This is a genomic window from Clostridium manihotivorum (assembly GCF_004015185.1).
Taxonomy (GTDB): Bacteria; Bacillota; Clostridia; order Clostridiales; family Clostridiaceae; genus Clostridium_AR; species Clostridium_AR manihotivorum.
Genome location: NZ_CP025746.1, coordinates 1357977 through 1379874 on the forward strand (window position 1 = coordinate 1357977; position 21898 = coordinate 1379874).

General features: G+C 31.6%; 24 protein-coding genes and 1 pseudogene. 24 read left to right on the forward strand and 1 reads right to left on the reverse strand.

What is annotated here, in order from left to right:
* Positions 1–10: 10 nt before the first annotated feature.
* From C1I91_RS06100 to C1I91_RS06120, 5 genes are all read left to right on the forward strand, one after another.
* A complete protein-coding gene (locus C1I91_RS06100) occupies positions 11–259 on the forward strand; it encodes a hypothetical protein (RefSeq protein ID WP_128212034.1) in 249 nt (82 codons plus the stop codon).
* 67 nt (positions 260–326) lie between these two features.
* On the forward strand, positions 327–641 hold the full coding sequence (locus C1I91_RS06105; RefSeq protein ID WP_128212035.1) for a hypothetical protein: 315 nt from the start codon (positions 327–329) through the stop codon (positions 639–641).
* A gap of 15 nt (positions 642–656) precedes the next feature.
* Complete coding sequence (locus C1I91_RS06110) at positions 657–1541, forward strand: lysozyme (RefSeq protein ID WP_128212036.1); 885 nt, start codon at positions 657–659, stop codon at positions 1539–1541.
* A 68-nt stretch (positions 1542–1609) separates the two neighbouring features.
* Positions 1610–2110 carry a cobalt ABC transporter permease gene (locus tag C1I91_RS06115; RefSeq protein WP_238475932.1) on the forward strand — a complete coding sequence of 167 codons (501 nt, stop codon included), beginning with the start codon at positions 1610–1612 and terminating at the stop codon, positions 2108–2110.
* Between the two features lie 157 nt (positions 2111–2267).
* Entirely contained in the window at positions 2268–2636 is a 369-nt protein-coding gene (locus tag C1I91_RS06120) for a hypothetical protein (RefSeq protein WP_128212037.1), read from the forward strand.
* Positions 2637–2798: 162 nt separating this feature from the next.
* On the opposite strand, the gene C1I91_RS28720 is transcribed toward C1I91_RS06120, so the two are convergent.
* Positions 2799–2903, reverse strand: a complete 105-nt coding sequence (locus tag C1I91_RS28720; RefSeq protein ID WP_238475933.1) for a putative holin-like toxin — start codon at positions 2901–2903, stop codon at positions 2799–2801.
* A 270-nt stretch (positions 2904–3173) separates the two neighbouring features.
* On the opposite strand from C1I91_RS28720, the gene C1I91_RS06125 reads away from it, so the two are divergent.
* From C1I91_RS06125 to C1I91_RS06225, 19 genes and pseudogenes are all read left to right on the forward strand, one after another.
* Entirely contained in the window at positions 3174–3395 is a 222-nt protein-coding gene (locus tag C1I91_RS06125; protein ID WP_128212038.1) for a helix-turn-helix domain-containing protein, read from the forward strand.
* Between the two features lie 140 nt (positions 3396–3535).
* A complete protein-coding gene (locus tag C1I91_RS06130; RefSeq protein ID WP_128212039.1) occupies positions 3536–4633 on the forward strand; it encodes a hypothetical protein in 1098 nt (365 codons plus the stop codon).
* A 107-nt stretch (positions 4634–4740) separates the two neighbouring features.
* Positions 4741–4896, forward strand: a complete 156-nt coding sequence (locus C1I91_RS06135) for a helix-turn-helix transcriptional regulator (RefSeq protein ID WP_338032602.1) — start codon at positions 4741–4743, stop codon at positions 4894–4896.
* 226 nt (positions 4897–5122) lie between these two features.
* Positions 5123–5998 (forward strand): ParM/StbA family protein, encoded by an 876-nt coding sequence (locus C1I91_RS06140; RefSeq protein ID WP_128212041.1) that lies wholly within the window; start codon positions 5123–5125, stop codon positions 5996–5998.
* The gene (locus C1I91_RS06145) at positions 5992–6237 is read left to right on the forward strand and encodes a hypothetical protein (RefSeq protein ID WP_128212042.1); all 246 of its coding nucleotides are present in this window, start codon (positions 5992–5994) and stop codon (positions 6235–6237) included. The genes C1I91_RS06140 and C1I91_RS06145 overlap by 7 nt, the downstream gene beginning before the upstream one ends.
* Before the next feature lie 24 nt (positions 6238–6261).
* The gene (locus C1I91_RS06150) at positions 6262–6711 is read left to right on the forward strand and encodes a hypothetical protein (protein WP_128212043.1); all 450 of its coding nucleotides are present in this window, start codon (positions 6262–6264) and stop codon (positions 6709–6711) included.
* Entirely contained in the window at positions 6695–6916 is a 222-nt protein-coding gene (locus C1I91_RS06155) for a hypothetical protein (RefSeq protein ID WP_128212044.1), read from the forward strand. The genes C1I91_RS06150 and C1I91_RS06155 overlap by 17 nt, the downstream gene beginning before the upstream one ends.
* Before the next feature lie 302 nt (positions 6917–7218).
* The gene (locus tag C1I91_RS06160; protein ID WP_128212045.1) at positions 7219–7629 is read left to right on the forward strand and encodes a hypothetical protein; all 411 of its coding nucleotides are present in this window, start codon (positions 7219–7221) and stop codon (positions 7627–7629) included.
* Positions 7630–7638: 9 nt separating this feature from the next.
* Complete coding sequence (locus tag C1I91_RS06165; RefSeq protein WP_128212046.1) at positions 7639–8112, forward strand: hypothetical protein; 474 nt, start codon at positions 7639–7641, stop codon at positions 8110–8112.
* Positions 8109–10433, forward strand: a complete 2325-nt coding sequence (locus tag C1I91_RS06170) for a type IV secretory system conjugative DNA transfer family protein (protein ID WP_238475934.1) — start codon at positions 8109–8111, stop codon at positions 10431–10433. Before C1I91_RS06165 ends, C1I91_RS06170 begins: the two co-directional genes overlap by 4 nt.
* Positions 10434–10663: 230 nt before the next feature.
* Positions 10664–10924, forward strand: coding sequence for a hypothetical protein (locus tag C1I91_RS06175; protein ID WP_164880467.1), 261 nt, complete (start codon positions 10664–10666; stop codon positions 10922–10924).
* A 680-nt stretch (positions 10925–11604) separates the two neighbouring features.
* Positions 11605–13014, forward strand: a complete 1410-nt coding sequence (ltrA, locus tag C1I91_RS06185) for a group II intron reverse transcriptase/maturase (RefSeq protein ID WP_205694283.1) — start codon at positions 11605–11607, stop codon at positions 13012–13014.
* Positions 13015–13322: 308 nt separating this feature from the next.
* Positions 13323–13676 carry a DUF4362 domain-containing protein gene (locus C1I91_RS06190; protein WP_128212048.1) on the forward strand — a complete coding sequence of 118 codons (354 nt, stop codon included), beginning with the start codon at positions 13323–13325 and terminating at the stop codon, positions 13674–13676.
* 759 nt (positions 13677–14435) lie between these two features.
* A complete protein-coding gene (gene ltrA, locus C1I91_RS06200) occupies positions 14436–15845 on the forward strand; it encodes a group II intron reverse transcriptase/maturase (protein WP_205694243.1) in 1410 nt (469 codons plus the stop codon).
* 236 nt (positions 15846–16081) lie between these two features.
* Positions 16082–16867, forward strand: coding sequence for a flagellar motor protein (locus C1I91_RS06205; RefSeq protein ID WP_128212049.1), 786 nt, complete (start codon positions 16082–16084; stop codon positions 16865–16867).
* 101 nt (positions 16868–16968) lie between these two features.
* Positions 16969–17431 (forward strand): annotated as a pseudogene (locus tag C1I91_RS06210) (MerR family DNA-binding transcriptional regulator).
* Entirely contained in the window at positions 17409–18554 is a 1146-nt protein-coding gene (locus tag C1I91_RS06215; RefSeq protein ID WP_128212050.1) for an RNA-guided endonuclease InsQ/TnpB family protein, read from the forward strand. Before C1I91_RS06210 ends, C1I91_RS06215 begins: the two are co-directional and overlap by 23 nt.
* A 168-nt stretch (positions 18555–18722) precedes the next feature.
* A complete protein-coding gene (locus C1I91_RS06220) occupies positions 18723–19493 on the forward strand; it encodes a flagellar motor protein MotB (protein ID WP_128212051.1) in 771 nt (256 codons plus the stop codon).
* A gap of 521 nt (positions 19494–20014) precedes the next feature.
* Positions 20015–21754, forward strand: a complete 1740-nt coding sequence (locus C1I91_RS06225; RefSeq protein ID WP_128212052.1) for an ABC transporter ATP-binding protein — start codon at positions 20015–20017, stop codon at positions 21752–21754.
* Positions 21755–21898 lie beyond the last annotated feature (144 nt).

Sequence of the window (21898 nt, forward strand, 5' to 3'; positions counted from 1 at the left end):
GAGGGATAATATGTTGTTTGTTTATTATTTATCTGACGGAGAGATATATCAAGCTTCTACACCAGAGCGAAATTTATCAGAGTTTTTTGGGGAAAGTAGAGTAGAAGAAATGTCTAAAGTATTTGGAGCTTTATACCTAGAGTATAATTATTTAATCTTCTATAACTTTAAGCAATTTCATGTTGTAGACGGACAATTAAAGCTGAAAGATGGAGCACCACTTCAAAGTTTATTAAATCCAGTTGCACAATCAAACTAGTTTTAAGCGTTAATAACATCTATAAGAATTAGATGTTTTTTTATTTAGCAATTTGTGGAGGTGTAGGATGAGTGATAGTTGCAACAACTGCAGACAGGCGACCTTGATAGATGCACTTAAAGATGATTTTAATAAGCTTAAAGATGAATTAGAGGATGTAAAAAAGGATCTAACTGCTTTGTCAGTAGCTCAAGGGAAGACAGAGGAACAAACTAAGATGGTATTTAAAATACTTAACGAGATAAAAGATTCGATTCAGCTAATAGCAAATAAAATCGAGGATATAGAAAAAAAGCCAGGTCAAAATTGGGAAAACTTAATAAAAACAGTTATAACAGTTATTGCTACTGCAGCAGTAACTTTTTTTATTTCAAAAAAGTAAAGGGAGGAATTATTAATGAGTAATGCAATTGTAAGAGGAGATTTTTTGTATTGTAGGAACGCTGACGGAAGTATTCAACAAGGTCATAGAGTGGATGATGGAGATAGAATTACAGTTATAGACGTAAGCTATTCTAGACAGCTAGTGAGGTGCAGATATCCTGTACCAGGAGGAGAACGTGAAGCATATGTAACCAATGCTTGTATATACTACGATAATGACCATTCTTTACATGTTCCATGTCTTCGATATGTGTTTGACATAAATTCCAACGAACAAATCGGCACTGTACAGAATGAAAATGTTACAGTACTTGAAGACTTAGGCAATAAGTATAACATAGTATACGACACCGACAAAGGTCCTAACACAAAATCAGGTGTTATTTGGAAGTGGGATTCTCCACAAACACAAGAAACTATTCAAAATAATTCTAGCCTTGTGTCTGATGCTCTTATAAATTTTGTAAAGGACTATGAAAGATTTGTAGATCATGCTTATGATGATGGTACTGGTGTTATGACTATAGGCTATGGTACTACTAGAAAAGATTTAGTAGCATTAGGGCATTGTACAGAAGAACAGGCTACACAGTGGCTTAAAGAAGAAATAAATGATAAAGCTTCGAGTATTAAAGCAGACCTAGATAGCAAAGGAGTAGTTCTTACTCAAAATCAATTTGATGCATTAGCAAGCTTTGCATACAACTGTGGGGTAGATGGACTTTTAAATCAATCAAATCTATACAAGAGAATTTGTGCTGGAGTTAGGGATGAAAGCTTAAGAGAAAACTTCTTAGCTTGGACTCATGCAGGAAGTCAAGTGCTTCAAGGCTTAGTTAATAGAAGGAATGAAGAGTGCGATATGTTCCTAAAAGGTGACTACACAAGGAATTTATAAGATTAAGAGTACTGTAAAAGGTACTCTTTTTTATATTAAAAAATAATAAAATAATGGAGGAATATTTTATGTTAAACTTTTTAATTAATCTAGTAAGCCCAATTTTAGTAACTGCAGGTGTTAGTATCATTGCGGTATTAGTAAAACCAGTAGGAGATGCAGCTATTGAAGTACTCAAATCTAAAAAGGATGCTATTGAACAGAGCAAATTTATTCAAGATCATCAACAACAGATAGACACTGCAAAGGAAGTTTGGGGTATTGTGGATGAAAACTTTAGAATAACTCAAACATTAGAAAATGCTATACAATCAAAGGCTCAGATGTTTGATGAACTACTATTAAAAAAGGTTCCAGGGCTTACACAAGAAGAGTTGGATTACCTAAGACAGACAATCGCAGGGGAAGTAAATAAGGGTAAGGAAGCCTTAAAAGACGATAAAGTTAAGCAACTTCAGGATCAAGTAGTTTCTCAAAATCAGCAAATTCAAGAATTACAATCTACTAATTTTTCATTAACCAAGAAGCTTAATGACATACAAAGCGCTGTACAGACTGCAGCACAATAGATATATTGCCTAGAAGGGATTTTCCCTTCTAGGCTTTTTTTTGTTTGCAGATATAAAAACAATAAAAATATAATTTACATAATTTACTCCAAATGGTACAATTATTTTGATATTTTAACATATTTAGTAATAAAAAGTAAAAACGAGGAGGTTAATGGTGGGGAAAAATACATATTATAAGAAGATAGAACTAGATGAACAGCTTTTGTTTGATAGCGAGATAGCTAGAAAATATAAAATATATAGATATAAAAATAATAAAAATGAAATAAAAAATTCTCTTAATGCTAAGTTAGTTACTGTAATAATCGAGGAATATATACAAGAAAATAATATTAAATGCGAAGAACTGTACTATCCAACGTTCTCTGGGATTGCTAGAGTATACCCTGAGAGTGTATATAAACCAGCCATAGAACAATTTTTGGAGAAGCAATGTGCAAACGAAAGTAACCAATATTATAAAGCTAAGAACGGTGCGAAGTATAAATTTACTTATTCAATCAGCGATTTTACTACCATATAGGCACTATAAGGAAAATAAAGGCAAAAATAATAAAATAAAATATTTTACAAACCATAGTATCAAATGTATAATAAGTATATAATGAAAAAAGCAGAGCGTTCGTAGCACTCTACTTTTTAAAAAGTAATACCTATATACACTCTTAAGTCATTAAGTATGATTTTAAGAGTGTTTTTGCGTTGCTAATTCAATCAGCTTAATAACTAAAGTAATTAGAGCAATAAGGAATAATCCCCCTTGCAATAGTATTACAATACTATCATTCATACATATCACCTCCTTACTATAGTTAAGGTTGTGATATTATCACAGCTAACAGATTAACATTACTTACTCATTTTATCATATAAAATAATGACAAGCAATCAAACTGTAAGACTTTTACAGGAGAAACTCACCAGTGCCAGTAATTTTGTCAGTATAAAGAAATTATATAATGTCTTATAACGTAATTAGTTATTTTATAACAAAATACGCTTTAAAATACTTAATAGCGATACAATATCCTTAAAATGGTTATTGTAAGGTGGTTTTAGTATGGTTAAGATACATCTATCTAGACTGTTAGGGGAGAGAAGATGGACACAGGCTGACCTTGTAAGGAAGACAGGCATTAGGCCTAATACAATTTCTGAAATATACAATGAGTTAGTAGATAGGATTAATTTAGATCACATGGATTTAATCTGTGAAGCACTGAATTGTGAAATAGCGGATCTTCTTGAGTACATACCTAATAAAAATAGGAAAATAAAATAAATTAAATTAAATATATTAGTAATTTTATTAAGTTTTGCAAGTTTGTCTACTTTTTGGTATTATTGTAGTATATGGTTAAAATATATAATTTTACATCTAAACAACAAAATTTAAGCAGTTGAGAATAGAAGAGGTGTGTTATGAACTACAATGATATTTATGAAAAAACTATATCCATAAAAAAAGATATAGAACCGATTAGAAAAACTATTGAAGATATTAGTGGTATATTGGAAGAGCACAGAAGATGGGATGCTTTTTCCTATGGTTTTTTACTAAACAATGCGATTGCTGGTGGAGATGGCTCCTCCATAAATAATGCTAATACTTTACGAAGTAGAGCTACTAATTTTCATAAAGAGCTTATCAAAAGTTTGATAGAAATTGATTTTATGAATTTATGGATGGCTATAGCAGAACTGAAAAAATATGATGATAGTGTGATAGGTGTTGACACTTTTATTAAAAGGATGGAATATGCTTACGGAGTAATTCACAAATATAAGACAATTATAATTAACGCCGATACAGGAATGCACTTTATAGAACTAATTGTTGCTTTGAATATTATGGTTAATGAGTTTAATAGATTGCAAGAGGATATAAAAACTATAGCAGATATTAATGATAGACTTACATTAGGCATTAAAGAAAGTGCTTTTAGTATAAGGCTTCTATCTGAAAATAATGATTTGGGAACGACACTAGAATCTATGAAGAGTTTAGAATATATGTATAATGACATATGTTCAATTATTGGTATATCTGCTGAAGAAGAACCTATTATGTATAATCGTATTGAGTCAGGGACATTTTTAGCTTTTTTAAGCGGAAATGCAGCAGCCCTTGGAATTTTAGGAGCAATTATAAAATTTTCATATGAAGTTTATAAGGATAATTTCAGTTGGAAAGCGAGACAGGATAAAGCTCTTGGAGATATAAAAGTAAGAGGGGAATACATGAGATTAATAAAAGAGCAACAAGGGTTAAATGTAGAAGAAAAAGACTTAAATAATGTAAAAAGTGGTCCTGAAATACATGAAAAATTGGCAAGATTAGAAGAAAACAATGTAAAGTTATTTAGTAATAACCCTAGCATAATATTAAATGGAGAGAACATTGGAATACCTTCAATGGAAAATAAAAAAATCCCTGAAACATTATTGTTGAAAGATGAGCAGAAAAAAATAGAAGAATTGAAAGATGAGGAAGATAAGGAAGATAAGAGTGTTCAGTAAGTATATAATTATTAGCAGTAATTGTGTTTCGTGCCTAATATAGGATCATTAGAGGTGATATATTGGCTGTGAAAAATAGGCTAAGGGAAATCCGAATGAAAGAATTTATGATGGAACCAACGGAATTCGCTGATATGCTACAAGTCAATCCTAAATCTTATTATCAGTGGGAATCAGGTGCAAGTAGACCTAATTTGGAAAAGTCGCTTCAAGTAGCAAAAAAATTGAATAGAAATGTTAATGATATTTGGTATTTAGAATAATACCAAATATTTTTTTATAACTTTTTAAAAATAATTTATATTTTTTCTAAAAAAATAAGAAACTTTATAAAAGTTTTGGCATACACATATATCAAGAAGTTCAAAAAAAGTAAAAATAGATTAAAGAAATTCTAAATCACATCTAACCATACCTAATCTATAACTAAAGTGTTCGGTGCCAGCCGAGAAAATTAATCTAATACTTAGTAATATTCCAGGAGGAAAAATGAAAAGGGGTATAGACGTAGGCAACTACAGTGTAAAAGAGTGGATAAGTAAGGATGTGTACACTAATATAAAAAGTCTAGTTACGACAGAAGAAAACTTATTAGGATCTAATATGAGTATAGAATATGATGATAAAAAGTTTTATATAGGAGAAGGCAACTTTGAAACAGAGCTGAATAAGGCTAGTAAAACTAATTTTTTACCACTTTTATTGACTTCAATTGCTTTAAATAGTGGTAATGAAGTTCAACAAGTTGTTTGCGGACTTCCTATAAATCAGTATAAAAATAATAAAGACAACCTTAAAGAAATGGTTTTAGAAAACAGAATGAGAAAAGTCATTCTTAATGGCGAACCGAAACAAATAATAATATCTGACTTCGAGGTTTATCCTGAAGGAATAGGAGTTTATTACTCGCTTAATACAGTTGACGATATTGTGATTGTTTGCATTGGTGGTAGGACTACTGAGATAGTATACGTAGTAAATGGAAAAGTTAAAATTTCCTCGACTGTAGCGGTAGGAACCTTAAATATCTATAAGGATATTGCAGATAAACTTAATTCATTATATACACTTGATTTAGGCCTATTGGATGCAGAAAAAATTATAGAAAAAGGGTATCTTCAAGTAGATGGAGATAATGTTGACTTAAGCTTTGTAATTGAAATTCTAAAAAAGAACTTTGATAAGATTAATGAAGATTTAATGATGAAATTCCCAGTAAGAAGTGAGAAATTAGCTATAGCTGGTGGAGGTTATAAGTTATTTTCAAAAGCTTTTACTAATCGATATAAAAATTCTTTCGTAGTTCCTAACCCTGTTTTTGCTAATGCTATAGGGTTTAGGGAGGTGGCCAATAGGATATGGTAAAGAAAAAAGTTGATGAACTTATTATAAATGATATTAAACCTTTGACAATTAGTTTTAAGAAAAATGAAGATGACTTAGAGCTTTACAAATGGATACTAAGACACAGTAATCAAAGTGGCTTTATAAAAGATACCCTAAGGGCAATAATGCACAATGGTGATAATAATGAAGCTGTAAAAGAATCAATACATGTTAAAGAAGAAAAGCCTAAAAAGGGATTATTGGATCTTAATTTTTAAATAATTATAATTTGGAGGTATAAAATGCTTAAAGAGAATATGAGGGTTATGGTATATGATGGAGACTTAGTAGGTTGGATAGATGGCAAGTTGCTTAAACAACTGCCAGGAGAAAATAGGTGGTCTATATTAACAAGTCAAAATTACATTCTTGATAGATTTGTTAAAGAAGAGTATTCGGAAATGGTTCCTGATGGCTGTGCTTATGTAATGAAAATGAATATTTATGAATTAGCTGCCGAGGTTTATAAAAGTTCAGATGAAAAAGATACTATATCATTTGATGCGTTTATATATAAATTTATGAGTATTGAAGAAGTTATCGAATTATTCTATCAATCTCTACCTAAAGATGTACGTGATGAAGGGCTTAATTATAAAGTTGGCTATGCAGTAGATCATGAGAAAAGAGAAATAAGGGCTTTATATTGTTTAAATAAGGCGGAGGATATAAGTTATGAAAAATTTATATGAGTTTTTAATGGAGTTATATGATAGTTATAAAGATAAGGAAAAACTTAGCTTAGATAAGTTTATAGATAATTTTTTAGAGGAAAGTTTAGGATTAGGAGCTATACATGAAGCTTTTTGTGGTGACAAGTTTCTAACTAACTTTTCAATAAATTATGAAATTAATCATGAAAATAGAGAAATAAAACTATTCTTTGATAGGATTTAGATATAGAAATAGCTTAAAAAGTCTAACTTTCGTGGAGTTAGACTTTGGCTATGGTGCTCTAGTGAACTTCTTCGCTCTAGCTCATACGTTACACTATAGCGTATGCTTAAGATTTTTAAAACGTGCTTAGATTTAACGTTTCTATGTAAAATTCACAATATATTAATATCCTTTAATTTCTGCGATAGCTTTTAAAGTCAAAACAACTAGTGCAACTGTAAATGGTATTGTCATATTTATCACTCCTTACATTTTTTATGATATCCAATTTTAAAATAAATATACGAGGTGGTTTGTACAAAATGGAGTTATTTAGTAAAAAACAAACTTACACTTTGAAAGAATTTTTAAATTACTTAAGATCTAAAGAAAGTATTGAGTTAGAGAAAAAAGCTAAAATATTATATAGACATAAGCAGTACAGAAGGGTAGCAGTATTTACAATAGCAATATTAATGGAATGCTCCGTTAATGCTCTAGCTGCAGGAAATCCATTTGATAGTGTTGGTAGCAGATTTTGGTTCTATGTAAAAAGTTTTGCTAAGTGGGCATGTTTAATATGTGCTGGAATTGATATAATCAAGAGCCTAAATGCAGGTGATAGTAAAAATATAGGCAAAGTTATATTTAAGTATATAGTGGCCTATGCAGCCTTTTCAATCCTTCCATGGTTCTTTAAAGAGATAGATACTGCATTTTCATCAATGAAGTAGGAGTTAAAGATGTTTATAAATGAATTAGATGAATTTTATAATCAGATGAATAATGCTCAAACTATAATGGATGAAATGAAGACTCAGAATGAACATAATCAGCAGATAATAGATAACATGCAAAAAATACTTAATAACGTAGATACAAATCAAGCTAAAGGTTACTTCGACAGTTTTATTGAGCGAGGGAAGTACCACGCACCAGCAAATACTAATATATTTCAAGATAAAATAGACGCGATTAAAAAACCACTTGAAAGCATAGCAAGCTTTTTTGATAACTTATCTTGGGTAATTACGCATCCTTATGCAACCTTTGTTATTGTTATGAACGGATTATGTAATGTAGTAGAAATAATTGCTATGGTATACTGTGCTGGAGCTTTACTAATGGCGGTTATGGGACATAAAAAAGGTATTAAATATATGCCTATAGGTATTTCCATCTATGTAGTACTTAAGTTACTGGTGATGGCATTATGAAGAAAATGACATTTACCCAATTAATACAGGTGCAAAAACCCGTCTATAAATACTTAAGATTAATTCCTGATACTTCTATAAGAAACTATAATTCTAGCAATCTCGCTAAGATGATTTTTCACATGTATAAAAAAATTACTCAACAAATTAGAAAAGAGGAAAAACACTTCATTATAGAAACTAAAGTTAAATGCTCTTATGTGGTTGATATATATAGAGACAGAGTAGATTTCATTTTTATTGTACCACAGCAGTATATTAGCATAGCTAAAAGTAAAATAAGAGATATATGGCCTAAGATAACAATTGAAGAAATACAAGGTATTCCTAAGTTTACAGATCAAGTCCTTAAATACCAACTCAACTATAAATATGAAGATGCTTTATCCTTGGAGGTTGATAGAAAAAGCAACGAGCCATTGTGTAATATTCTTAATGTTATAGATATAATGAAAGATATTGATAGAGTTACAGTACTATATAATTTTATCCCTACGAGCCAATATACATGGCGGAGTGATTATGCTAAGACCATAGAAAAATTCAAAGCTAATATTCCAGTAACTAGAGATAAAATCTCTGCTACTTATTTATTAAAAATGGCTACCATAGTATTTCTGCAGTTAGTAGATAATCTTTTAGATTCCATTAACGAGCTGTTTAATAATACACATAAAAAGCATGATAATCAAATGGACGTGCTAGAGCTTGCAGTTAGTACAATAAACATAGACAAAAAACTTTCAGCTGCAACTTTAAAAAAGAAGAATGATGTAGTGTTAAATACTCAAATTTTAGTGGTATCTGACAGCTCTGAGGATAGTAGAAGATTAAATAATGCTATGAGTGTATGTCAGAGCTATAAGTCTATAGAATTAGATAATGAGCTTATTTATAAAAAAGTAAATTCTAAGGTTGATATAGAGAGATACAAATGGAATATAGACAGCAATAAAATGAGCTTGAACGAATGTAGTAATCTGCTACAACTACCAGGCAGAGAACTTTTAAGTGAATTTAAAATAATACAGAAAATAGATACCCTGGAGAGTGATCTACCAGTGGAGCTACAGCAAGGGACTATCTCTATAGGTAAAAACACATATAAGGGCAATAGTAAAAAGGCTTATCTAAGCAATGATAAAGAGTTTAAGTACCTTACTCTATGTCTTATAGGACCAACCAGGGCTGGCAAAACAACATTAATAAGTAATATGGCTAAAGATAGTATAACAGCAAAGGAAACGACTATACTCTTTGATTTCTGCGGTAATTGTGAGCTTTCAAATGATGTATCTTCAGTAATAGATAAAAGCAAAGTATTTACAATAGATTGTAGTGACTTCGATAAGCTCCAAGGCTTAGGTTATAACGAGGTTGAACCGCTAAACGACAGCATATTCGAAGTATATCGATGTGCTAAAGCTAAGACTGCTCAGCTCGTAACTTTAGTCAACTACTTGAATGACGATGAAGAATTTAGGGCTAGGATGGAAAGAGTTTTAGAAGCTGCAGCAGTTTTGGTGTTTATACAAAATGGACCTATAAAAGATGTGTTTAAGATATTACAGGACCATGTATCAAGGCATGAATATATAAAATATGCTCCAAGTAATCAAGAAGAAAATTTAGAGGAATACATTAATACTCTGTATGAAATAGATGAGATAAGCAAAGGTACTAAGGACACTCCACCTCAAATTGTAGGAACCAAGGCAAGTTATACGCAAGGGATATTAAGTAGGGTACAAAAACTTAAACAAAACTCTTACATGGAACTTATGCTTAAAAAAGACACCAAGAACAATATAAATTTAGTTGAAGAAATGCAAAAAGCTCAGTTAATCTGTATAAAGATGCCTGAGGTTATGTTCAATACAGAGCAAGAGAAGGATATCTATTGTACTTACTGGCTTACTAAGATTTGGGGAGCGTTACAGAAAAGGAAGTGGGATATTCCAGACTCGGAGCAAAGGGTTAAGGTTAACATTATTTTTGATGAATTATACCAGGTTCCTAATTGTCAGGATTTCCTAAGGAGTAAGCTATCTCAAATAGCTAAGTTTTCTGCAAAACCAATTATATCATGCCACTATCTAGGGCAAATAAGTAAGATTAGGAATGAATTAAAAGCGGCTAATGCAAGCTATATGCTTATTAGTGGTTGCGATAAAGATAACTTTAAGGAATTAAAAGAAGAGTTAGATCCATATATACTTGAAGATCTACTTAATTTAAAAAGATATCATTCTTTGAATTTAATAAAATACGAAGGTGGTTGGGCTAAGTTTATTACAGCTCTGCCTAAGCCAGTAAAATGAGCCTTTTCATTAGGCTCATTTTTTTATCTTAAAATTACATATAATAATGAAGAAACTAGGATTAATAGTCCAATTTTAATATTACTATCTACAATTATATAACTTCTTTTTCTTTTCAATACACTCACCTCGTTTTAATTATAGACAAGGTGAAATTTTCTAATCACATTGACATGAGAACTAATGTTCTTATATAATTATTTTATCTAAGTGCATTTGAGGTGAGAATATTGATTTTAAATCAAAAGGTGGAAATGGTTGCAGCATTTAATTATGATGGTAAGATTGCTCCAATCCGTTTTAGAATATTTGCTGAAGATGAAAGCTATAGTGTTTATACTATAAATAAAATTTTATATGTAGATGAAACTAAGATTGATAAAGTTAATATTATGATATTTAAGTGTAAAAGTATTTTTAATGGAATAGAGAAATCTATTGAGATTAGATATGTGAAAGATAATTGTCAGTGGTATCTATACAGTATTTAGCTAATTTTTTTTGCGGGGGAATTTTGCGGGGAGTGACTGTTATTAAGATGATATTAAGTGTCTTCAATATGATATTTCAATTTATTTACAATATGCATTTACTAGTTGATTTTACTTAGTTTTGATAATATTTTTCTTCGATATGACATATAGAGGTTCTTAAACTTCGAATCCATAGGTCGCAGGTTCGAACCCTGTTGGGAGCACCAAAAGCGTTGAAATAGCTAGGTTTCACAAATATGAAACTTAGCTATTTTTGTGTGCCCAGCATGGGCAACAACTTGGCGGTGAAAGTCCGCTGTGGGCTTGGTAGTGGGAACCACTAGCTAAGGGCAAGGGTGTCCATCGTGAGGTGGAATCTGAAGGAAGCCTAAGGCAAAATCTCGGTCTGAGGGATACGAACTACATATAAGGCTTACTAGGGACGGACGAGTTTGCAAAACAAAACAAAGTCCTACACTATCCCAAATTTCTAGGAGTAAATGTAGCAGATATATGAGATGAAGGTTGTTGTTCTTACCTGGGGAGGTCTGATAGATACATTGCTGATAAGATGAATTTCTAAAGCGATAACCTACATAGTGATATGTAATTGAACTATCAGAAGTCAGCAGAAGTCATAGTAACTCCGCTAATCGCGATAGCGGATGAAGGACTGAACTTTAAGGAGGTTTTCAAGTTTGAAAGTTTCGCAGAGTACTCAAAGATTGCAGAAAACTAAATATTTAGGCTCTAGTGCCCAAGATAGAGTGGAACTCGAAGATAAGCAAAGGGTGCATAGAGAATTCTCGGCAACTCCAAAGGAGAAAATCAGTGGATTTGAATATGGCTCACTAGAAAGGATATTATACAAGGATAATATGAACTTGGCTCTTAAAAGAGTAATATCTAATAAAGGTAGCCATGGCGTGGACGGAATGACAGTTTATGAACTTAAACAATTTCTGAAAACAAACTGGGTATCTATTAGAGAGAGTATTCTTAATGGTGAGTATAGACCAATGCCAGTTAGAAGAGTAGAAATACCAAAACCTAATGGTGGTACTAGACTCTTAGGTATACCTACAGTTTTGGATAGACTTATCCAACAAGCTATTGCTCAAGAATTAAATAGTATCTATGATAGAAGATTTTCTGAAAGTAGCTTTGGTTTCCGCCCTCAAAGAGGTGCTAAAGACGCAATTAAGAAAGCAGAGCAATATATCAATGATGGCTATAGGTGGGTTGTTGATATGGACTTAGAGAAATTCTTTGATAAGGTTAACCATGATATCTTAATGTATAAATTATCAAGAAGCATTAAGGATAAGAGAGTATTATCCCTAATAAGGAAATACCTTCAGTCAGGAATAATGATAAATGGTGTAGTGGTAAGAAATGAAGAAGGAACTCCACAAGGAGGACCGTTGAGTCCATTGTTATCTAACATAATGCTAGATGAACTAGATAAAGAGTTAGAAATGAGAGGTCATAAATTCTGTCGCTACGCGGACGACTGTAATATCTATGTTAAAAGTGAGAGAGCAGGTAAAAGAGTCATGGAGAACATAACTGCTTTTATTGAAGGCAAGCTCAAACTTAAAGTAAATAGACAGAAGAGTGCAGTAGATAGACCTTGGAGAAGAAAATTTCTAGGATATACATTAAACCTAATGTATGGAAAAGCATATGCATCTATATCAAAGCAATCACTGAGTCGACATAAAGATAAAATCAAAGAGATACTATCTAGGTCAAAACCGATGACTTTGGAACAAAGAATAGAGAAGCTTAACTTAATTAATGTTGGGTGGATTAACTATTATGGAATAGCCAAATGCAAAGGAATAGTAGAACACATAGATATTTGGATAAGGCAAAGATTAAGAATGTGTATATGGAAACAGTGGAAGAAAGTTAGAACTAGATATAAAAACCTTAAGAAGCTGGGACTTGAACACTATCAAGCTATAAAGTTTGCCAATACCCGTAAAGGATACTGGCGAGTAGCAAATAGTGCGATTTTAAACACAACTCTTACAAATCAATTCTTCTCGGACATAGGATTGAAAAGCCTAGTGCGTCAATATATTAAAATTCAATCAACTTAAGGAACCGCCGTGTACCAGACCGGTACGCACGGTGGTGTGAGAGGACGCTGAATAAAATAATTATTCAGCTCCTACTCGATTTACCGACTTTTTCCCACTTTGTTGCCTGTAGTAAAAAAAATTTGAGGGAGATAGTAAACATTCTAATTTAGATACTAGAGACTTATCAGCAGAGACACAATCTCAAATAGATAGAGTTAGAGATGTTAAAGGAAGTATTGTAATAAATTTTTCTTGCGTTGAACAGGTTATATAATCTATTTTATTTAATAAGATTATAGTAATATTATTGTTAAATAGGGTGAATTATGAAGTTTATATCTAAACTTTTTAAAAGAGAGAAGCCTGATTCTATTATTGAGTCAACTGGACTAATAGATGATAAATTACCAGTGTGTACTTTTTTTGATAATGTGCTGTTAGAAAAGCCTTCTAAGCTTAAAGTAGTAACTTATTCAATAGAAGGAATACCTGGAACAAGAAATATAATTTATGATGGTAATTATATTAAATATATTTTTGATAGATTTGAAAATAATAAATCAACTCATAAAGAATATATTGTAAATAGATATGTAAAAACTAAGCGAGGAGAATTTATACATTATGATTTATATCAGGATAATAAATTCATAATCTCAATGCTTGGGTATAGAAATTAAGGACTTTGGATTAAGCAGATTACTTATACAAATATTATTGATGTGCTAAGTGGAGGAGATGTATATAGGCTAGGAGATAAAAATATAACTTTAATGAATGGTGTGATTGTAATTGTATTATTTACTATTGCGCTCTATATAAGTTCAATTCTTGCTTTTAGGAAAAAAGATATTACATGTTAAATAACATTATATGAGTAGAAAAGAAATAATTATATGCAGTTTAATAAGATTTTATGGAAGATTACAAAATAATTGATATATAGCAGTTTCTAACCCTGCTTATAGCACCAATATAAAAGCTTTGTAAACACTAAGTTTGCAAGGCTTTTTTCTTGTGTGCCCAGCATGGGCAACAACTTGGCGGTGAAAGTCCGCTGTGGGCTTGGTAGTGGGAACCACTAGCTAAGGGCAAGGGTGTCCATCGTGAGGTGGAATCTGAAGGAAGCCTAAGGCAAAGTCTCGGTCTGAGGGATACGAACTACATATAAGGCTTACTAGGAACGGACGAGTTTGCAAAACAAAACGAAGTCCAACACTATCCGAATTTCTAGGAGTAAATGTAGCAGATATATGAGATGAAGGTTGTTGTTCTTACCTGGGGAGGTCTGATAGATACATCGCTTACAAAGATGAATTTCTAGGGCGATAACCTACATAGCGATATGTAACTGAACTATCAGAAGTCAGCAGAAGTCATAGTAACTCCGCTAATCGCGATAGCGGATGAAGGACTGAACTTTAAGGAGGTTTTCAAGTTTGAAAGTTTCGAAGAATACTCAAAGATTGCAGAAAACTAAATATTTAGGCTCTAGTGCCCAAGATAGAGTGGAACTCGAAGATAAGCAAAGAGTGCATAGAGAATTCTCGGCAACTCCAAAGGAGAAAATCAGTGGATTTGAATATGGCTCACTAGAAAGGATATTATCCAAGGATAATATGAACTTGGCTCTTAAAAGAGTAATATCTAATAAAGGTAGCCACGGCGTGGACGGAATGCCAGTTTATGAACTTAAACAATTTCTGAAAACAAACTGGATATCTATTAGAGAGAATATTCTTAATGGTGAGTATAGACCAATGCCAGTTAGAAGAGTAGAAATACCAAAACCTAATGGTGGAACTAGACTCTTAGGTATACCTACAGTTTTGGATAGACTTATCCAACAAGCTATTGCTCAAGAATTAAATAGTATTTATGATAGAAGATTTTCTGAAAGTAGCTTTGGTTTCCGCCCTCAAAGAGGAGCTAAAGATGCAATTAAGAAAGCAGAGCAGTATATCAATGAAGGCTATAGGTGGGTTGTTGATATGGACTTAGAGAAATTCTTTGATAAGGTCAACCATGATATATTAATGTATAAATTATCAAGAAGCATTAAGGATAAGAGAGTATTATCACTAATAAGGAAATACCTTCAGTCAGGAATAATGATAAATGGTGTAGTGGTCAGAAATGAAGAAGGAACTCCTCAAGGAGGACCGTTGAGTCCACTCTTATCTAACATAATGCTAGATGAACTAGATAAAGAGTTAGAAATGAGAGGTCATAAATTCTGTCGCTATGCGGACGACTGTAATATCTATGTTAAGAGTGAGAGAGCAGGTAAAAGAGTTATGGAGAACATAACTGCATTTATTGAACGTAAACTCAAACTTAAAGTAAACAGAGAGAAAAGTGCAGTAGACAGACCTTGGAGAAGAAAATTCCTAGGATTCACACTGAACCTAATGTATGGAAAAGCATATGCATCTATATCAAAGCAATCATTAAATCGATATAAAGATAAAATTAAAGAGATACTATCTAGGTCAAAACCGATGACTTTGGAACAAAGGGTAGGAAAACTTAACCTAATTAATGTTGGGTGGATTAACTATTATGGAATAGCCAAATGCAAAGGAATAGTGGAGCACTTAGATATTTGGATAAGGAAAAGATTAAGAATGTGTATATGGAAACAGTGGAAGAAAGTTAGAACTAGATATAAAAACCTTAAGAAGCTGGGACTTGAACACTACCAAGCTATAAAGTTTGCCAATACCCGCAAAGGATACTGGCGAGTAGCAAATAGTGCAATTTTAAACACAACTCTTACAAATAAATTCTTCTCGGACTTAGGCTTAAAAAGCCTAACGCGTCAATATATTAAAATTCATTCAACTTAAAGAACCGCCGTGTACCAGACCGGTACGCACGGTGGTGTGAGAGGACGCTGAATAAAATAATTATTCAGCTCCTACTCGATTTTACATGGCTATATTATCTACTTAAATTTTGAATTTTTCATAAAAATTTTGCTTAAATACTAATAAATTTAGGAAAATGTTCGATAAATAAATGTAGAAAAATTATTCAATTATTAACTAATAATGTATTATAAGTCAGAGAGTGGAGGGTAAGTATGGATATAGGAATAATTGTAAGTATAATTATAGGCTTTGGGTCACTGGTTTTCGCGTTTATAGAAGAGGGTGGAAGTCCTACAATGCTTATGGCTTTTTCAGCGGCTGTAATAGTTTTTGGAGGAACTATTGGAGCTGTGGGAATATCCTTTCCAATGAGTAAATTAAAGAATATAGGTAAAATAGTTGGGGTAGCTTTCAAAACTAGAAATACAAATATAAAAGAGCAAATAGAATTCTTTAAAGAATTGTCAGTAAAAACTAGAAAGAATGGGTTACTTAGTTTGGAATCGGATTTGACAAATGATAGTATGGATCCGTTTATAAAAAAAGGCCTTCAAATGGTTGTTGATGGTGTTGAACCAAGTGCTATAAGAGGAATACTGGAGACTAAACTAGAACAATTATCCGAACGTCATCATGATGGTGCAGCTATATTTGAAGCAGCAGGAGGATTTTCTCCAACCATGGGTATCATAGGTACAGTTATGGGGCTAGTTCAAGTTCTTGGTAATTTAAGTGACCCTAGTACACTTGGGCCTAAAATTGCAGTTGCGTTTATAGCGACTCTTTATGGTGTTGGTACAGCCAATTTGTTATGGTTGCCTCTAGCTAATAAGTTAAAGGCTCTTGACAAGGAAGAGCTTCTAGAGAAAGAATTATCAATAGAAGCGATTATGTTAATTCAAGAAGGTGCTAATCCTAATACCCTAGTATCTAAATTGGAAGGATTCTTAACTGAAAATGAAGTTGCAGAATTAAATGCTAATAATGCAAATGCTTAGAGAGGCATACAACACTTGTAAAACACCTACTAAAACCTGCTAGAATATATTGGAATATTATTAGTTTTATGTTGTCATAATATGTGTAAAGAGGTGATAGCATGAAGTATTATACAATTGGTCAATTCTCAAAATTAGTGGGAAAAAGTATTCAAACTTTAAGATTGTGGGATAATGAAGGAAAGTTAAAACCACATCATATAACAGAAGGTGGACACCGTTATTATTCTGAACAACAAATTAATCAAGTTTTGCAAGTGCCACTTGTTAAGAGAACTAAAAAAGTAATTGGATATTGTAGAGTATCAAGTAATAAACAAAAAGATGATTTAGCAAGACAAGTTGCTGAGATTTGGGTTTGAAATAATAGAAAATCTATGTAATAAGTATGGGACTGATATCGAAATCATAGATAACACTGAAAAAACAGAAGAACAGGAATTAGTTGAGGATTTAATTCAAATTGTTACAGTTTTTAGTTGTAGGTTGCAAGGCAAAAGAGCCAATAAAGCAAAGAAAATGATTAAGGAGCTGTTAGAGAATGATACTGGCGAAGAAAGTTAGAATTATTCCGAATATAGAGCAAGAACAAAAATTATGGCAGTCTGTTGGTACTGCAAGATATATTTATAATTGGACACTTGCAAGACAAGAAGAAAATCACAAAAATGGTGGCAAGTTTATAAAAGATGGAGATTTAAGAAAAGAATTAACTATTTTAAAGAAATCAGAACTTAACTGGCTTAATGAAGTATCTAATAATGTAGCAAAACAGGCTGTAAAAGATGGTTGTAATGCTTATAAAAATTTCTTTAAAGGGTTAGCGGATAAACCAAGATTTAAGAGCAGAAAAGAAAGCAAACCTTCATTCTATAATGATACAGATAAACTAAAAGTTAAAGAAAACTTAGTATTAATTGAAAAAGTAGGTTGGATTAAAACCGTAGAGCAAATACCTACAGATATTAAATATATTAATCCAAGAATAAGTTTTGACGGTAAGTTCTGGTATATATCTATAGGCATAGAAAAGAAAGAAACTATATTAGAAAATACAGATATATCAATAGGTGTGGATTTGGGATTAAAAGATTTAGCAATAGTTTCAAATATAGATAAGCCATTTAAAAATATTAACAAAGCTAAAGAAGTGAAAAGACTAAAAAAGAAGTTAAAAAGAAAGCAGAAACAAGTTTCAAGAAAATATGAAGATGGAAAAATTCTAATAGGAAAGGAAGGTGAAAACCGTTATAAATTTACTAAAACTAATAATATTAAAAAACTCGAAAGAGAATTAAAACTTATTCAAAGAAGGCTTTCAAATATACGTTTAAATCACATTCATCAAACAACAACTGCAATAGTGAAAACCAAGCCAAGCAGAATAGTTGTTGAAGATTTAAATGTAAAGGGGATGCTTAAAAATAGACACTTATCAAAGGCTATACAAGAACAATGTTTCCATAAGTTTATTAGTATCTTAGAATATAAAAGTAAATTTAATGGCATTGAATTTGTAAAAGCAGATAGGTTTTATCCTTCAAGCAAAACTTGTTCTTGTTGTAGCGCAATAAAGAAAGATTTAAAACTTAAAGACAGAGTTTTTGTTTGTCCATCATGTAATGCTCGGATGGATAGGGACAAAAACGCGTCAATAAATCTTTCAAGGTATAAAAAATCAGCATAATATCACTAACAAGATAGTGCTGATATGTACTGTGCGTTACGCAGGATTTTAAGCCTTTGGAGCAACATATCAAACTGGAGTAGTCTTATGACAAAACAGGTTGCGTTGAATAAGGAATAAATCTCTAAATATTAGATTTTAGTAGATTTTATGTAACGGTACAGCTATATGAAAAAGAAAAGACCGGAGAAAGAAAATAATGAGAGATGGCTATTAACATATTCTGATTTAATAACTCTATTGATGATATTTTTCGTGGTTATGTATGCTTCAAGTACAGTGGATGCAAAAAAATATTCCCAGATAGCTAATTCTTTGAGTGTAGCTATGGGTGGAGGGAAAAATATTATAGGTACCTCTGATAGTGCTAGTGTAGAGAGTAGTAAAACAGTAATAGATGCTCAGCAAGTTCAGCAGGCTGAAGAAAAAGCTGCTGAAGAGAAGAAAGAAAAAGAAGAACAGCAGAAATTAGAAGATGTAAAAAAAGAAGTTGATAAGATGATTGAAGGTTCTGACTTAAAAGGAAGCATTTCCACAAGCCTTCAAGAAAGAGGATTGGTTATAAGTTTTAATGATACAGTATTTTTTGACAGCGGTAAGGCTGATGTGAAAGGTGATAACCAGAAGAAGCTTATTTCATTAGCTGGAATACTTAATAAAATTGATAATTACATAAGAGTGGAAGGTCATACTGATAATGTACCTATAAATACATCTTATTTTCATTCTAATTGGCAGTTATCTTCTGTTAGAGCAGCTAACGTAGTTGAGTTTTTAGTTAATAATGGTGGAATAGCAGCTAAAAGATTATCTTCTGTAGGCTATGGAGAGTACAGGCCAGTAGCAGCTAATGATTCTGAGCAAGGAAGAAGCAAGAATAGAAGAGTTGATATATTATTACTGAACAACACATTAAATGCTTCGGAAAATAAAAATTAAATAAATCATGGTAACATCAATCTTAAGATTTATGAGTAATATTATAATAGCTTTCACTCATAGTCTTGAGATTGATGTTATTTTTTTATTGTAAAGGTTGATTCAACAACTTTTGTTTTGGCTCTGTTAAAGTACTGTGTTGAAATTAAGTGGTCAGTCATCCGATGCTTAGATGAGCTCGCTCATATAGCATCTCCTTCATGACCACTTAATTTCAACAATATTATTAAACATAGCCTTTATTTTTTAGAAATACCACATGAAAGTTAAACTCATTACAAGAGTATAATAAGAAATCTTGCATTTCTCTTAGGAAACTAAATCGCCTGTCAGGTTTATCGGGTATGCATTGACTTTGTTAATGATTTGAAATACTATAATACAAGTAAAGTAAACGTTAAAATTTTTTTAATAGTTTAGCTGAACTAAATTTTATCACACATTTTGAAGGTTGCTTAATAATCTATATGGTGATATTTTATAATTTATATAAAAAGTACGGGGAGGATTAATACAGAAGCATGAGTATATTTAAGAAATTTATCAGTTACTACAATCCATATAAGAAGCTATTTTTTGCTGATATGGTATGCGCACTAATATTATCTGGGATAGATTTAGTCTTTCCTATGATCGTAAGATATTTGACAAATAACGTATATATACTGCAGGATAAAAGTAAGATACTTACATATGTGATTTATGCAGGAATAGCACTATTAATAATGTATATTATAAGGTATTTTTGTCAGTATTTTATAACCTCTTGGGGACACATAATGGGAGCTAAGATGGAATCAAATATGAGAAAAGATTTGTTTGATCACCTTCAAAAATTATCATTTTCCTATTATGATAACAACAATACTGGAACTCTTCAGTCAAGAATAGTCAATGACTTGTTCGATATTTCTGAGTTAGCTCACCATGGGCCAGAAGATGTATTTATATCAATACTTAAACTTTTTGGTTCTTTCGTAATACTTATGAATATTAACACCAGAATAACTTTAATACTCTTCTTTTTAACCTTAGTTATGTTGTATTTCTCTATATTTTATAATAAACACATGAATAAAGTTTTTATGAAAAATAGAGAAAAAATAGCTAATGTAAATGCTATAGTTCAGGACAGCCTGTCAGGAATTAGAGTTGTAAAATCCTTTGCTAATGAGGGAATTGAAAGCTCTAAGTTTGAAAAAGGTAATACAGAATTTTTAAAGAGTAAAGAAGATAATTACTTTATTATGGGTAAGTTCTTCAGTGGAAATGGATTCTTCCAAGGACTTCTTTATGTATCTGTTATATTGGCAGGTGGGATGTTTATTAGTAATGGAACACTTAAGGTATCAGACCTTATGGTTTATATATTGTATATAAATATCTTCTTAAGTCCTATAGATAAACTTGTAAACTTCACTGAACAGTTCCAAAAGGGCCTTACTGGTTTTGATAGATTCCTACAGGTAATGAATACTGAACCAGATATAGTTGATAAAAAAGGGGCTGTAGAACTTACAAATCCTAAAGGAAATATTGAGTTTAAAAATGTCTCTTTTAGCTATAACAAAAAACACAATATACTGGAGAATATAAACATAAGTATAAGTGCAGGAAAAAATGTAGCTTTAGTTGGACCTTCTGGTGGAGGTAAAACCACCTTCTGTAGTTTAATACCTAGATTCTACGAGATAAGTAATGGATCTATTTCTATTGATGGCATTGATATAAGAGATCTGAAACTAAGATCACTTAGAAATTCTATAGGTATAGTACAGCAGGATGTATATATGTTCACTGGAACAATTAAAGAAAACATTGCCTATGGAAAACCTAATGCGTCTGATGAAGAAATTATAGAAGCAGCGAAAAAAGCCAATATTCATGACTTTATAATGACTTTAAATGAAGGCTATAACACTAGTGTTGGTGAAAGAGGTGTCAAGCTTTCAGGTGGCCAAAAACAAAGAATATCAATTGCTAGAGTGTTCTTGAAGAATCCTCCAATTTTAATATTGGATGAAGCTACTTCGGCTCTAGATAATGAAAGTGAAAAGTTCATACAAAAGTCTTTAGAAGATCTTTCTAAGAATAGAACTACTTTAGTAATAGCTCATAGACTAAGTACTATAAGAAATGCAGATGAGATTATAGTTCTTACTGATGAGGGCGTAAAAGAAAGAGGAAATCATGATGACCTCATAGATCTACAAGGAACTTATGCATACTTGTATAATATGCAGTTTGAAAATATATCATAGAATTAGTTATATTAGTATAAAAATGCACTGAAGAAAATACTCTTCAGTGCATTTTGGCTTTATGGGATATTGAGTAAGTGATTAGTGATCTGATAATATATTAGTTTATCTATTTATATTATATAAAATTTAGATATTCATCTG